The following is a 14,662-nucleotide window of genomic DNA, read 5'->3' on the forward strand; positions in this document are numbered from 1 at the left end:
GCTGCCATGAGCGAAACATCTACCGCAGGTGGGATTGCCGCCTGCTCGATCACCCTCGAATTGAATGGCGCCCGCCGCCAGGTCGATGTGTATCCCTGGACCACGCTGCTCGACCTACTGCGCGAGCAACTGTCGTTGACCGGCACCAAAAAGGGCTGCGACCACGGTCAGTGCGGCGCCTGTACGGTGCTGCTCAATGGCAAGCGGATCAATTCCTGCCTGACGCTGGCGATCATGCACGACGGTGCGGAACTGACCACCATCGAGGGGCTGGCCCGGGACGAAGAACTGCACCCGATGCAGGCTGCCTTCGTCAGCCATGACGCCTTTCAGTGCGGCTACTGCACGCCTGGGCAGATCTGCTCGGCTGTCGGCCTGGTTGCCGAGGGCCATGCACAGACACGTGACGAGCTACGCGAGCAGATGAGCGGCAACCTGTGCCGCTGCGGCGCCTACCCGAACATCCTCGCGGCCATCGAAGACGCGATGCCGCAGACTCGCGATCGCCTGACCGCCGTGCGGGAGGTGAAGCCATGAATCCCTTCAGCTATGCGCGCCCCACCGCAATCGACGAAGCCATCAGTCTGTTTCGCCCGGACAGCCGCTATATCGCCGGCGGCACCAATCTGCTCGATCTGATGAAGGAAAACGTCACCCGTCCGGCGCAGCTGATCGACATCACCCGGCTGCCGATGAGCGATATCGAGGAGACTGCCAACGGCGGTCTGCGTATCGGTGCGCTGGTGAGCAATTCGGAGCTGGCCTGGCATCCGCTGGTGCAACGACGCTATCCGCTGCTGTCCCAGGCGATTCTCGCTGGCGCCTCGCCGCAGCTGCGCAACATGGCCACCACCGGCGGCAACCTGTTGCAGCGCACCCGTTGCTACTACTTCTACGACAGCACCACGCCGTGCAACAAACGTGAGCCCGGCAGCGGCTGTTCGGCGCGTGGCGGCCTCAACCGCATCCACGCGATTCTTGGTCACAGCGAGGCCTGCATCGCAGTGCATCCCTCCGACATGTGCGTGGCGCTGGCAGCGCTGGATGCCGTGGTGCATGTCCAGGGCCCGCAGGGCGAACGGCGTATCGCCTTCGCCGATTTTCACCGCTTGCCCGATGAGACGCCGGAGCGCGACAACACCTTGGTCGACGGCGAACTGATCACTGCGGTCGAACTGCCGGCGCAGGGCTTTTCCGCGCATTGCAGCTACCTCAAGCTGCGCGACCGCGCCTCCTATGCGTTCGCCCTAGTCTCGGTCGCAGCCGCGCTGGAAATGGATGGCGGCACCGTTCGTGACGCCCGTCTTGCCATGGGGGGCGTGGCGCACAAGCCTTGGCGCAAGCAGGAAGCCGAAGCGCTGCTGGTCGGCAAGGCGCCGGACGCATCCACCTTCACCGCCGCGGCCGATGCCTTGCTCGAAGGCGCCAGCGGCTTCGAACACAACGCGTTCAAGATCGAACTGGGCCGGCGCGCCATCGTTCGCGCCCTGACCGACGCCGCCAAAGGAGCCGCCCGATGAAACCCGCCACTTCCCCATTCGGCCAGCCCATCGATCGCGTCGACGGACCGCTCAAAGTTACCGGCCAGGCACGCTATGCCAGCGAGTTCCATGTGCCGGGGCTGCTCTATGGCAGCTTGGTCAACAGCAGCATCGCGCGCGGCCGGATCGTCAATATCGATGCCAGCGCGGCCGAGGCGGTGCCTGGCGTGGTGCTGGTGCTGACCCACCAGAACCGCCCGCCAATCGCCAGTTATGACGAACCCTACGAGGACGACGATGCGGCTGAAGGCTCGCCGTTCCGTCCGCTGTTCAACGACCGCATTCTCTACAGCGGCCAGCCGATCGCGCTGGTGGTGGCGGAAAACCTCGAACTGGCCCGTTACGCCGGCAGCCTGGTACAGGTGGAATACGAACGCGAGCCGCACCGGACCGATCTGCTAAGTGAGCTGGACAGCGCGCACAAGGCACCGGCCGAATTGCCGTCGCCACGTGGCGACGTGGACGCAGCCCTGCGTGGCGCGCCGCTCAGGCTCGATCTGGAATACAGCACGCCGGTGGAACATCACAACCCGATGGAGCCGCACGCATCCACCGTTCACTACCTGCCCGAAGGCAAGCTGGAAATCTACGACAAGACCCAAGGCGTGCAGAACTGCATGCGCTATGTGGAAGGCGTGTTCGGCATGGAGGGCAAGATTCGTATTCTCTCGCCCTTTGTCGGCGGCGCTTTCGGTTCCGGTCTACGCCCGCAGTATCAGCTGCCACTGGCGGTAATGGCAGCGCTCAAGCTCAAGCGCTCGGTGCGCGTCACGCTCAAGCGTCAGCAGATGTTCACCTTTGGTTATCGCCCTCGAACCGTGCAGCGTATTGCCATTGGCGCAGCAGCCGACGGCCAGTTGCAAGCGCTGACGCATCAGGCGATCGGCCAGACGTCTTCGTTCGAAGACTTCACCGAACATGAAGTCGAATGGTCAGGGATGCTTTATCAATGTCCCAACGTGAAGCTGGATTACCAGCTGGTGCCGCTGGACGTCTACACGCCGCTGGATATGCGTGCGCCAGGCGCGGCCATCGGCGTATATGCTCTGGAATGCGCCATGGACGAGCTGGCCTATGCGGCCAAGGTCGACCCGCTGACGCTGCGCCTGATCAACTATGCCGAGCGCAACGGTAACGAAGACAAGCCCTATTCCAGCAAGGAATTGCGCCAGTGCTACGAGCAGGGCGCCGAGCGCTTCGGCTGGTCACGCCGCTCGATGGAGCCGCGCAGCATGCGTGACGGCAATCAGCTGATCGGTTGGGGGCTGGCCACTGGAGTCTGGGAGGCGATGCAGATGCCGGCCAGCGCCAAGGCCTGCATCGAACCGGATGGCCGGCTGGTGGTCAGCAGCGCCACAGCGGATATCGGCACCGGCACCTACACGGTGATGACGCAGATCGCGGCGGCCGCCATGGGGCTGCCAATGGAGCGCGTGGAGTTCCGCTTGGGCGATTCGAACCTTTCCCAGGCTCCGCTGGAAGGCGGATCGGCGACCGTTTCATCGGTGGGTAGCGCTGTGCAGCAAGCCTGTGAAGCGCTGCGCCAGAAGATACTGGATACGGCTCAGCAATCCCCGGTGTCGCCGTTCACCGGTGCAAAGCTCGACGACGTGGAATTCGTCGACGGTCAGATGCGGCTGAAGGCAGCGCCGGCGCATAGCGTCGAGATCGGGCAGGTCGTCGCCGTCACGGGCGTGCTCGAGGCCGAGGTGAGCGTCAAGCCCGGCGAGAAGCGCAACGAATATGCCACCGCCACGCATTCGGCCGTGTTCGTCGAAGTACGGGTGGACGAGACCTTGGGCACCGTCAAGGTGAGTCGCGTGGTCAGCGCTGTAGCAGCGGGGCGCGTCGTCAACCCTAAAACCGCCGGTAACCAGATCGCGGGCGGTGTGGTCTGGGGCGTCAGTCAGGCGCTGCATGAGGAAACCATGATCGACCACGCGCTAGGCCGCTACATGAACCACAACCTGGCTGAATATCACGTGCCGGTGAATGCCGATATCGGCGACATCGACGTGATCTTCGTCGAGGAGAAGGACGAGATCGTCAACGCGCTCGGCTCCAAGGGCGTCGGCGAGATCGGTAACGTCGGCGTCGCGGCGGCGGTGGCTAATGCCATCTATCACGCCACGGGCAAGCGAGTGCGGGACCTGCCGATCACGATGGATAAGTTGCTCTAGGGCGGCTGGAAGCTGTAAGCGTCTCTGGTGGGCTGAAGCCCACCCTACATTGGCGGGCGCGGAACGCTACAGCCCGTAGGGTGGGCTTTAGCCCACCACCATAGAGTGATTCTGGCGCCATCTTGGTGCTGAAGCGGAGCGCCGCCCGGTCCACCCCGCATGCTCAGGCGAACCGGTGCCTCGCTCACGCCTTGATCGCCCGTAGGATGACGAACTTGGGCGTGGCCGCGACTTGCTCGACCTTGCCAAACAGTCGCTTGAGCTTCAGGTGATAGCCCAGGTGGCGGTTGCCGACGATCCATAGCTCGCCGCCCTTGCTCAGCGCGGATTTGGCCTGGGTGAACATGCGCCAGGCGAGGAAGTCGCCGACCACCTGTTGCTGGTGGAACGGTGGGTTGCATAGCACCAGATCCAGTGAGTCCGCCGGCTGTTCGGCCAGACCGTCACCGGCGCGAATGTCCGCGGGGCGGTTGCCGTGGATCGCCTTCCAGTTTTCCTGGGCCGATTGCACGGCCATGTAGCTTTCATCCACCAGTGTCAGTTGCGCCTGCGGGTTATGCAGCGCATAGACGATGCCGAGCACGCCGTTGCCGCAGCCGAGGTCCGCCACGCGCAGATCGCCGAGCGCCTTGGGCAGGTGCGGCAGAAACGCGCGGGTGCCGATGTCCAGGTCTTCGCGGCAGAACAGGTTGGCGTGGTTGATCAATTCGATGGCTGGCTGAGCGAGGCGGTAGCGCGTGGGGTAGGGCGATACGGGTGCTGGTTTTTCAACGGGGGTCGCGGTTAGCAAACGGGCCTTCTTCATCGCCAGCGAGGCCTGCACCGGGCCGATGTATTTTTCCAGCAGATCGCCCGCCGCGCGCGGCAAGTGCTTGATCATCGCGGCGGCGATCACCTGAGCGTCGGGTGCCAACCGACCGTGCAGGCGAATCAGCTGTTCCTCCAGCAGCGCCAGGGTCTTGGGGATGCGGATCAGAACGATATCGAACGGGCCGCTGGCGGTCTGGCTGGCGGGCGCGAAGGTGACGCTGTCGCTCGGCAGGCCATTGCGTGCCAGGTTCTTCTGCAATGCCAGGTGCGCCAGATGGGAGTCGCCACTACTGATCACCTGCGCATGAAGCGCCAGCGAGGCGGACAGGGCGCCGAAGCTGTCGTTGAGTATCAGCACCCGGCTGCTGGCCGGCAGACCCTGCTCATGCGCTTGCTTGAGCAGATACTCGTCGGCGGCATCGAACGCCTGCAGTGGCTCGTTCGGTTGTTCGGGCTGGCGGATCAGGTCGAGGCGCGCGTAGGTGGATTCGAGAATAGGCATAAGAACTGGCGGTGTTTGTCGGCGTCGGAAAGGTGTATCAAGGGGTTTACCCTCGAATCCGCAGATGTCCGCGAAGGGAGCGAAGTATGACCGTCAGCGAAGAGAAGTTCACCCGCCAGCGCCTGCTCGAGGTGCAGACGCTGACGCCCAGCCTGTTTACCCTGCGCACCACGCGCGACCCGGGCTTCCGTTTCACCGCCGGCCAGTTCGCCCGGCTGGGCGTGCGCAAGCCCAGTGGCAGCATCGTCTGGCGCGCCTATTCGATGGTGTCGGCACCGCACGACGAGTTTCTCGACTTTTTCTCAATCGTGGTGCCGGACGGCGAGTTCACCAGCGAGTTGAGTCGGCTCAAACCCGGCGATGAGTTGTTGATCGACAAGCAGGCGTTCGGCTTTCTGACCCTGGACCGCTTCCCCGACGGGCGCGATCTCTGGCTGCTGGCCACCGGCACCGGGTTGGCGCCGTTTCTGTCGATTCTGCAGGACTTCGAGGTTTGGCAGCGTTTCGGGCGCATCGTGCTGGTCTACAGCGCGCGCACCGAATCGGAACTGGCCTATCAGCAGCTGATCCGCGAACTGCCGGAGCGCGAATACCTGGAAGGACTGGGCGGCAAGCTGACCTACCTGCCGGTCGTCACTCGCGAGCAGGTGCGCGGCGCGCTGAGCGGGCGTATCACCGCGCTGATCGAAAATGGCGAACTGGAACGCGCCGCCGATTTGAAGCTGGAGCCCGAGCACTCGCGCATCATGCTCTGCGGCAACCCGCAGATGATCGAAGACACCCGCGCTATCCTCAAGACACGCGACCTCAACCTGGCGCTGACCCGCAGGCCGGGGCAAGTGGCGGTGGAGAATTATTGGTAAGGGGCTAGCTGGAAGAAAAAGCGACGTAGGTAACGCGGGATGGTCGCCAATAAGTAGGGTGGGCTTCAGCCCACCGATGTTTTTCAAGTCCGGCCCTTGCTGCGGTGGGCTAAAGCCCACCCTACGGGCTTCGCCTCAACCTCTTAAACGAAAAGCCCCCGCCGGATAGTCCGGTGGGGGCTTTTGCTTTCAGCTTCAGGCGTCCCGCTTCAAGCTGCCGTTAAACGACACCTTGAGCCAGCATGGCGTCCGCAACTTTGACGAAGCCGGCGATGTTGGCGCCTTTGACGTAGTTGATGCGGCCGTTCTCTTCGCCGTAGGCGACGCAGGCGTGATGGATGGACTGCATGATGCTGTGCAGCTTGGTGTCCACCTCGCCAGCGGTCCAGTGCAGGCGCATGGCGTTCTGGCTCATTTCCAGGCCGCTACAGGCCACGCCGCCGGCGTTGGAGGCTTTGCCTGGCGCGTAGAGAATGCCGGCCTCGATGAACAGGTCCACCGCTTCCAGGGTGGACGGCATGTTGGCGCCTTCGGCCACGCAGATGCAGCCGTTCTTGAGCAGGGTGCGCGCGTCTTCGCCGTCCAGTTCGTTCTGGGTGGCGCAGGGCAGGGCGATGTCGCACGGCAGGCTCCAGGGACGTTGGTCAGCCAGGTAGGTCACGCCGAAGTGGGCGCCCATTTCTTCCAGGCGACCGCGACGGACGTTCTTCAGGTCCATCAGGTAGGCCCACTGCTCTTCGGTCATGCCGTCGGCGAAGTGCAGGGTGCCGCCCGAGTCGGACAGGGAAATGACTTTGCCGCCCATCTCCATGACCTTTTGCGCAGCGTATTGCGCCACGTTGCCGGAGCCGGAGATCGACACGCGCTTGCCTTCGAAACCGCTGCGCGTGCTCTTGAGCATCTCCTCGGCGAAATAGACGCAACCGTAGCCGGTGGCTTCCGGGCGAATCAGGCTGCCGCCGTAGGCCAGGCCCTTGCCGGTGAGAACTGAGGTGAACTGGTTGGACAGGCGCTTGTACTGGCCGAACATGAAGCCGATTTCACGGCCGCCGACACCGATGTCACCGGCCGGCACGTCCAGATCTGCGCCGATGTGGCGGTACAGCTCGCTCATGAACGACTGGCAGAAGCGCATGACTTCGTTGTCGCTCTTACCCTTGGGGTTGAAATCCGAGCCCCCCTTGCCGCCGCCCATGGGCAGCGAGGTCAGGGAATTCTTGAAGACCTGCTCGAACGCGAGAAATTTAAGAACGCCAACGTTGACCGAAGGGTGGAAGCGCAAGCCGCCTTTGTATGGGCCGATGGCGCTGTTCATCTGAATGCGGAAACCGCGGTTGACCCGTACCTGACCCTGATCGTCGACCCAGGGCACCCGGAACATGATTGCCCGCTCGGGCTCGACCATCCGCTCCAGAATGCCGGCCTGCATGTAGCGCGGGTTGGCTTCGAGGAAGGGCCAGAGGCTGCGTACGACCTCTTCTACGGCCTGGTGAAACTCTGGTTGATGGGGGTCGCGCTGCTTAACACGGGCAAGAAAGGCGTCAACGGATTCGATCATTTAAAGAGCCCTCGTCGGACCGCTAGCAGCAGTCATTAAAATTTTTTTGGGCGGCGACTCTAACAAACAACTTTTGCACCGTGAAGGTGCCACATGGTCCGAAGTGTCGCATCCTGGTGCATGAATGATCCGGTTCGGCTGTGAACTGCGCGTCGCGAAGCAAGGAACTTCGGTGCGCCCGTATGACCGAAAAAAGGAGGCGTGCGCGCCCTGGCACGGCGTCGGAGGTTTGCTGCAGGCCTCGAATTCTTAACTGCCGGAAGAAAACCAAGGGGTGCAAGTGATAGTCGTGATCATGGGTGTATCTGGAAGCGGCAAAACGACTATTGGCGAGCAGTTGGCCGCTCGTCTGGGGTGTGGTTTCTCGGATGCCGATGAGTATCACGGACCTGCCAACAAGGCAAAAATGGCCGCCGGAATTCCTCTCACCGATGAGGACCGCCAGCCGTGGCTGCAGGCGATGCATGAAGCCATCGCTGAGCGGGCGAGTCAGGGCAAGGATCATGTGTTTGCCTGTTCAGCGCTCAAACGTCGGTATCGCGACATACTGCGTGGTGAAGTCGCCGATGTGAGGCTGGTTTTTCTCGAGGGACCGCGGGACGTGCTGGAGGAGCGCATCGCCAATCGTCGCGGACATTTTTTCGCCTCTGCGCTGCTGGATGATCAGCTCGCCAATCTCGAGCCGCCAGAGAAGAGCGAGGCGCTGATCATGGATGTCCGCCAGACACCGGAAGAGGTCGTCGAGCAGATCGTCAAGGCACTCGCTGCGGCAGGATGCGATCAGGCCTAGCGCCATGGCTCGCTTGGTCGCATCGAGGCTCGGCGCTTCCGGCCACAGGAAAGCCGATAGAAGAACGGAGCCTTTCGGCTCCGTTTTCGGTCGTGTTACTGGGCCAACTTCTTGTATTTGACGCGATGCGGCTGAGCGGCGGCGTCGCCCAAGCGCTTCTTGCGGTCGGCCTCGTACTCGGTGTAGTTCCCCTCGAAGAAGACGATGTCGCCGTTGTCCTCGTAGGAGAGGATATGCGTGGCGACCCGGTCCAGGAACCAGCGGTCGTGGGAAATCACGATCGCCGCGCCGGGGAAGTCCAGCAGCGCTTCTTCCAGTGAACGCAACGTTTCCACGTCGAGGTCGTTGGACGGTTCGTCGAGCAGCAGCACGTTGGCGCCTTCCTTGAGCGTCAACGCCAGATGCAGGCGACCGCGCTCACCGCCGGACAGGTCCTTGACGAACTTCTGCTGGTCACCGCCCTTGAAGTTGAAGCGCCCCACGTAGGTGCGCGACGGGACTTCGTAGTTGCCGATGCGGATCATGTCGGAGCCATCGGACACCGCTTCCCACACCGTCTTGCTGCCGTCCAGATCCTCGCGGCTCTGGTCGACGCAGGCGACCTGTACGGTATCGCCGATCTCGATGCTGCCCGAGTCCGGCTGCTCCTTGCCCATGAGCATGCGGAACAGCGTCGATTTGCCCGCGCCGTTGCCGCCGATCACACCGACGATGGCGCCCTTGGGCATGCTGAACGAAAGGTCTTCGATCAGTACGCGATCGCCGTATCCCTTGGTCACGTTCTTGAAGTCGATGACCTTATCGCCCAGGCGCGGTCCGGCCGGGATGTAGATTTCGTTGGTTTCGCTGCGCTTCTGGAATTCCTGCGACTGCAGTTCCTCGAAGCGCTGCAGGCGTGCCTTGGACTTGGCCTGGCGGGCCTTAGCGCCTTTGCGCACCCACTCCAGCTCTTCCTTCATGGCCTTTTCATGGGCCGACTGCTGTTTGGATTCCTGAGCCAGACGGTTGGATTTCGCTTCCAGCCAGCCGGAATAGTTGCCCTCGTAGGGAATGCCCGCGCCGCGGTCGAGTTCGAGAATCCAGCCGGCGACGTTGTCGAGGAAGTAACGGTCGTGGGTGATCGCCACCACGGTGCCGGGGAAGTCGTGGAGGAAGTGTTCCAGCCAGGCCACCGAGTCGGCGTCCAGGTGGTTGGTCGGTTCGTCCAGCAGCAGCATGTCGGGCGCCGAGAGCAGCAGACGGCACAGGGCCACGCGGCGCTTTTCGCCACCGGACAGGTGCCCGACCTTGGCGTCCCAGCGCGGCAGACGCAGGGCGTCGGCGGCCACTTCCAGCTGGCGCTCCAAGTTATGGCCGTCGCTGGCCTGCAGGATAGCTTCGAGCTTGGCCTGTTCGGCGGCCAGCTTGTCGAAGTCGGCATCGGGTTCGGCGTAGGCAGCGTAGACCTCATCGAGGCGCGCCTGCGCGTCCTTGATGCTGCTGACTGCTTCTTCAACCACGTCGCGAACCGTTTTGCTCGGGTCGAGCTCGGGTTCCTGGGGCAGATAACCCACGTTCAGGTCGGGCATCGCCCGCGCCTCTCCGTCGAACTCCTTGTCGACGCCGGCCATGATTCTCAACAGCGTGGATTTACCCGCGCCGTTGAGGCCGAGCACGCCGATCTTGGCGCCAGGGAAAAAGGACAGGGAAATGTTCTTGAGAATCTCGCGTTTCGGCGGAACGACCTTGCTCAGCCGATGCATGGTATAGACGTATTGAGCCATGGAAACGAATGCCCGTGACAAAGAATAGAGGAAGGAAGACCCCGTCGCAGGGACGGGTCAGAACAGTTCGGCAAAGCTACCGGAATGCTCATGACAGGGCAAACCACCGGCCATGCCTCAGCGTGATGGCATTTTGCCGCTTAACGGGGCATCATTGCGTTCTTTTCGCGTTAGCTGTATGGCTTTTCTCGCCTTATCACATAGGTCCGATCCGCTTGGCCGATACTGATCCCCTTCAGCCGCGCTCGTCCCGTTCCGAGTGGTTCACCAGGCTCGGCCAACTGGCGGGCCGGGTGTTTAGCCGCTGTCTGTCGCCCCGGCGTTCTGTTTCCCGTTGGCAAGCGTTGCGTTATTCGGACTCCATACTGGACGCCATCGAAGAACGTATCCTCATCAGCGACCTCACCGGTCGGCTGCTGTATCTCAACAGCCAGGCCGGGTCGATGTTCGGCCTGAACAATCGAGACGTGGGACGTTATCGATTGCAGGAGCTGCTGCCGACGCTCTGCCGCAATGCATTCGAGGCCGGCGATCCGCGCTCCGATCTCGATTTGGAGCCCGTGCGACGGCTGCAGGATGGGGAAACACACCTATATTCCATGACCCGCCGAGCACTGTGCCTGGACGGCAATGCGCAGCCTTCCGGTTTCGTCTGGGTCATGCGCGACATCACGCGTGAACAGCAGGCGCAGACAGCGCTGGCGGAGCGGGAGCGCTTCTGGTCCGAGGTGCTGCGTGCGGTGCCCGACACGCTTTATGTGCAGGATCTGGTGGCGGGCAAGCTGTTGTTCAGCAATAACAACCTGGCCTCGCGCCTGGGTTACAGCGAAGAGGAGCGCGGCGAAGATGCCAATTTCTTCTGGCAGCGCATCAGTCACCCCGACGACCAGGAATACATCGCGCGGCTGCTCGCCCTGCGCGGCTCGATTACCGACGGTCAGAGCCAGGAATCTCTGCTGCGTTGGCGCCACCGTAACGGCAAGTGGCACTGGTTTAGCGTTTCCGAACAGGTGCTGGCGCGCGATGCGCAGGGGCGGGTGCAGCGGCTGATCGGCGTAGCCCGGGATGTCACCGCCAATATCGAGCACAGCCATTCCCTGCGTGTTAGTGAGCGTCGGTACCGCATGCTGGCCGACAGCCTGCGCGATCTGATCTTCACCACTGACAGCGCGGTACGCATCAATTACATCAGTCCGTCGGTGCAAACCATGCTGGGCTACAGCCCCGAATGGGTGGCCCGTCATGGTCTGGATCGGGTGGTGACCAAGCCGCGTCAGGCCGCTGGGTTCTACGATTTGATGCGCCGAGTGCGCAAGGCTTCGGCTAATCCGGCAGCGATCGCCGAACTCGGGGAGAGCCTGCAAGGCGAAACGTTGTACTTCGATTGTGTTGCCGCCGACGGTCGAACGCTCGCGCTCGAGTTGCGAGTCATGTTGCTCTGGAACGAAAACAATCGTTTCGACGGCGCATTGTGCATCGCCCGTGACATAAGCGAGCAGCGCCAGGCGGAGAAGGCGCTGCGCCGCGCCGCGACGGTATTCGACCATTCCACCGCCGCTATCGTGGTTACCGATCCGGCTGGCCAGATCGTCCAGGTCAACGCGGCGTTCCAGCGCATCACTGGCTATCGCACCGACGAAATACTGGGCAAGCTGCCGACGGCACTCAGCGCGGATCGACAGCAAGCCAACCAGATGACCTTCGTTCGCGACAAGATTCTTCAAGCCGGAACCTGGGAAGGCGAGTTCTGGCTCAAGCGCAAGACGGGCGAAACCTATCCGTGCTGGGTCGGCATTACCGCCGTGCGCGACGCTGAAAACGACTTGGTCAGCTACGTCTGCTTCTTTAGCGACATGAGCGAGCGCAAGGCCAGCGAGAAGCGCATCCATCGCCTGGCCTATTACGATGGCCTGACTCAATTACCCAACAGGACGTTATTCCAGGATCGCCTGCACAGCAGCCTGCAACTGGCCGCGCGGCGGGGTGGCTGGGTGGCGCTGATGTTTCTCGATCTGGATCGGTTCAAGCCGATCAACGACTCGCTGGGCCACGCTGCGGGCGATCGGATGCTCAAGGATGTCGCCGCGCGTCTGGCTTCATGCGTCGATGAAGACGATACGGTGGCGCGCATGGGCGGCGACGAGTTCACCTTTCTTCTGCGCCCCAGCGGCGACCGCGATGAAGCCCTGAGCCGTGCGATCCAGGTTGCCGAACGCATTCTGGCCAGCCTGACCGAGCCATTCGTGCTGTCGGGTCGGGAGTTCTTCGTCACCGCCAGCATCGGCATCGCCCTCAGCCCGCAGGATGGCAACGACCTCAGCCAGTTGATGAAGAACGCCGATACGGCGATGTACTACGCCAAGGAGCGCGGCAAGAACAATTTCCAGTTCTACCAGGCCGAAATGAATGCCCGCGCGCTGGAGCGTCTCGAACTGGAAAGCGATCTGCGCCACGCGCTCGAGCAGCGGCAGTTCGTGCTGCATTACCAGCCGCAATTCCTCGTCGATGGCCACACCCTGACCGGCGTCGAGGCGCTGTTGCGCTGGCAGCACCCACTGCGTGGCCTGGTATCGCCAGACGATTTCATCCCGGCGCTGGAAGAGCTTGGGCTGGTAGTCGAAGTCGGCGACTGGGTGCTCCGCGAAGCCTGCCGGCAGATCGTCGAGTGGCAGGCGCAGGGGCTTGTCGTGCCGAAAGTCTCGGTGAACCTTTCCGCCAGGCAGTTCGCCGACGGCCGGCTCGGTCAGCGCATCGCTGCGATTCTGGCGTCCAGCGACATCCTGCCGGGCCGACTGGAGCTGGAGCTGACCGAAAGCATTCTGATGCAGGATGTCAATGGAGCGATGCGCACCCTGGATTCGCTCAAGCGTCTCGGACTCTCCCTTGCGATCGACGATTTCGGTACCGGCTATTCATCGCTGAATTATTTGAAGGCGTTCCCCATCGACGTGCTGAAGATCGACCGCAGCTTCGTCGACGGCGTGCCGGCGGGCGAGCAGGATACGCAGATCGCCCACGCGATCATCGCCATGGCACACAGCCTAAGGTTGTCTGTAATAGCCGAAGGCGTGGAAACACAAGCTCAGCTGGACTTCCTGCGCGAGCATGACTGCGACGAGGTGCAGGGTTTTTTCCTCGGCCGACCGATGCCGGCCAACGGGCTGTCGACCTATTTGGGTGAGGAGCGGACGATCGACACAACTGTCGCAGGCTAAGCGTGGTGCGCGGAACGCCGATCGTATTTTTTCGCAACGACCAGCTTTCCAGCCTCCAGCGCTTTTTTCCGTCTCAGCATTCATGTTGCCCATGACCACAGTTCATACCCGCGATCTGGTGGATGGGGTAGAATCCGCGCCTCTCTTTTATCCAACGCCAGCTGATTCTCAGGGGACCGCCATGTTCAGCCGTGATTTGACCCTCGCCAAATACGACGCCGATCTTTTCGCTGCCATGGAGCAGGAAGCCCAGCGCCAGGAAGACCACATCGAGCTGATCGCCTCGGAGAACTACACCAGCCCGGCAGTGATGGAAGCCCAGGGTTCGGTGCTGACTAACAAATACGCCGAAGGCTATCCGGGCAAGCGCTACTACGGTGGTTGCGAGTACGTCGACGTGGTCGAGCAACTGGCCATCGACCGCGCCAAGGAGCTGTTCGGCGCCGACTATGCCAACGTCCAGCCCCACGCTGGCTCCCAGGCCAACGCTGCGGTCTACCTGGCGCTGCTCAGCGCTGGTGACACCATCCTCGGCATGAGCCTGGCCCACGGCGGCCACCTGACCCACGGCGCTAGCGTTTCGTCCTCCGGCAAGCTGTACAACGCCGTGCAGTACGGCATCAACGACCAGGGCCTGATCGATTACGACGAAGTCGAGCGCCTGGCCGTCGAGCACAAGCCGAAGATGATCGTTGCCGGCTTCTCCGCCTATTCCCAAGTACTGGATTTCGCCCGCTTCCGCGAAATCGCCGACAAGGTTGGCGCCTACCTGTTCGTCGATATGGCCCACGTGGCCGGTCTGGTCGCCGCGGGCGTCTACCCGAACCCGGTTCCCTTCGCCGACGTGGTCACCACCACTACCCACAAGACCCTGCGCGGCCCACGCGGCGGCCTGATTCTCGCCAAGGCCAACGCCGAGATCGAGAAGAAGCTCAACTCCGCCGTATTCCCCGGTGCCCAAGGCGGCCCGCTGGAGCACGTGATCGCGGCCAAGGCGGTGTGCTTCAAGGAAGCGCTGCAGCCCGAGTTCAAGGCTTACCAGCAGCAGGTCGTGAAGAACGCTCAGGTCATGGCCGAAGTGTTCATCCAGCGCGGCTTCGATGTGGTCTCCGGCGGCACCCAGAACCACCTCTTCCTGCTCAGCCTGATCAAGCAGGACATCACCGGTAAGGACGCCGATGCGGCCCTGGGCAATGCTCACATCACCGTGAACAAGAACAGCGTGCCGAACGATCCGCGCTCGCCTTTCGTCACCTCCGGCCTGCGTATCGGTACTCCGGCGGTCACCACTCGTGGCTTCAAGGAAGCCGAGTGCCGCGATCTCGCCGGCTGGATCTGCGACATCCTCGACAACATGGGTGACGAGTCGGTGATCGAGGCGGTGCGCGGCAAGGTTGAAGCGATCTGCGCCAAGTTCCCGGTCTACGGTAAGTAATATTC

At 62.6% G+C, this 14,662-nt stretch carries 10 protein-coding genes; 7 read left to right on the forward strand and 3 right to left on the reverse strand.

Features of this window, described 5'->3' with window-relative positions; translation table 11 throughout:
• Nucleotides 1–6 precede the first annotated feature (6 nt).
• Genes NA645_RS17190 through NA645_RS17200 form a run of 3 tightly spaced genes read left to right on the forward strand, consistent with a single transcriptional unit; the run spans nucleotide 7 to nucleotide 3,721 of the window.
• Nucleotides 7–537 carry a (2Fe-2S)-binding protein gene (locus NA645_RS17190; RefSeq protein ID WP_256049956.1) on the forward strand — a complete coding sequence of 177 codons (531 nt, stop codon included), beginning with the start codon at nucleotides 7–9 and terminating at the stop codon, nucleotides 535–537.
• Complete coding sequence (locus tag NA645_RS17195) at nucleotides 534–1,520, forward strand: FAD binding domain-containing protein (protein ID WP_256049957.1); 987 nt, start codon at nucleotides 534–536, stop codon at nucleotides 1,518–1,520. The genes NA645_RS17190 and NA645_RS17195 overlap by 4 nt, the downstream gene beginning before the upstream one ends.
• Nucleotides 1,517–3,721, forward strand: a complete 2,205-nt coding sequence (locus tag NA645_RS17200; protein ID WP_256049958.1) for a xanthine dehydrogenase family protein molybdopterin-binding subunit — start codon at nucleotides 1,517–1,519, stop codon at nucleotides 3,719–3,721. The genes NA645_RS17195 and NA645_RS17200 overlap by 4 nt, the downstream gene beginning before the upstream one ends.
• 184 nt (nucleotides 3,722–3,905) lie before the next feature.
• Here the strand turns inward: NA645_RS17200 and NA645_RS17205 are convergent, their stop codons facing one another.
• Complete coding sequence (locus NA645_RS17205) at nucleotides 3,906–5,033, reverse strand: methyltransferase (RefSeq protein WP_256049959.1); 1,128 nt, start codon at nucleotides 5,031–5,033, stop codon at nucleotides 3,906–3,908.
• Nucleotides 5,034–5,119: 86 nt separating this feature from the next.
• Between NA645_RS17205 and NA645_RS17210 the strand changes: the two genes are divergently transcribed.
• Entirely contained in the window at nucleotides 5,120–5,896 is a 777-nt protein-coding gene (locus NA645_RS17210; RefSeq protein ID WP_256049960.1) for a ferredoxin--NADP reductase, read from the forward strand.
• 220 nt (nucleotides 5,897–6,116) lie between these two features.
• Here the strand turns inward: NA645_RS17210 and gdhA are convergent, their stop codons facing one another.
• Nucleotides 6,117–7,454 carry an NADP-specific glutamate dehydrogenase gene (gene gdhA / locus NA645_RS17215; protein ID WP_256049961.1) on the reverse strand — a complete coding sequence of 446 codons (1,338 nt, stop codon included), beginning with the start codon at nucleotides 7,452–7,454 and terminating at the stop codon, nucleotides 6,117–6,119.
• Nucleotides 7,455–7,728: 274 nt separating this feature from the next.
• Here gdhA and NA645_RS17220 point away from each other — a divergent pair, with 274 nt between their 5' ends.
• Entirely contained in the window at nucleotides 7,729–8,244 is a 516-nt protein-coding gene (locus NA645_RS17220; RefSeq protein WP_256049962.1) for a gluconokinase, read from the forward strand.
• 95 nt (nucleotides 8,245–8,339) lie between these two features.
• Here NA645_RS17220 and ettA read toward each other — a convergent pair whose 3' ends face one another.
• Nucleotides 8,340–10,007 carry an energy-dependent translational throttle protein EttA gene (gene ettA / locus NA645_RS17225; RefSeq protein WP_256049963.1) on the reverse strand — a complete coding sequence of 556 codons (1,668 nt, stop codon included), beginning with the start codon at nucleotides 10,005–10,007 and terminating at the stop codon, nucleotides 8,340–8,342.
• A gap of 215 nt (nucleotides 10,008–10,222) precedes the next feature.
• On the opposite strand from ettA, the gene NA645_RS17230 reads away from it, so the two are divergent.
• Both NA645_RS17230 and glyA read left to right on the forward strand, forming a co-directional pair.
• On the forward strand, nucleotides 10,223–13,222 hold the full coding sequence (locus NA645_RS17230; RefSeq protein ID WP_256049964.1) for a bifunctional diguanylate cyclase/phosphodiesterase: 3,000 nt from the start codon (nucleotides 10,223–10,225) through the stop codon (nucleotides 13,220–13,222).
• A 181-nt stretch (nucleotides 13,223–13,403) separates the two neighbouring features.
• Nucleotides 13,404–14,657 carry a serine hydroxymethyltransferase gene (glyA, locus tag NA645_RS17235; RefSeq protein WP_256049965.1) on the forward strand — a complete coding sequence of 418 codons (1,254 nt, stop codon included), beginning with the start codon at nucleotides 13,404–13,406 and terminating at the stop codon, nucleotides 14,655–14,657.
• The last annotated feature ends 5 nt before the right edge of the window (nucleotides 14,658–14,662 follow it).

Origin of the sequence: Stutzerimonas stutzeri (assembly GCF_024448955.1) — a bacterium.
GTDB lineage: Bacteria > Pseudomonadota > Gammaproteobacteria > Pseudomonadales > Pseudomonadaceae > Stutzerimonas > Stutzerimonas stutzeri_AQ.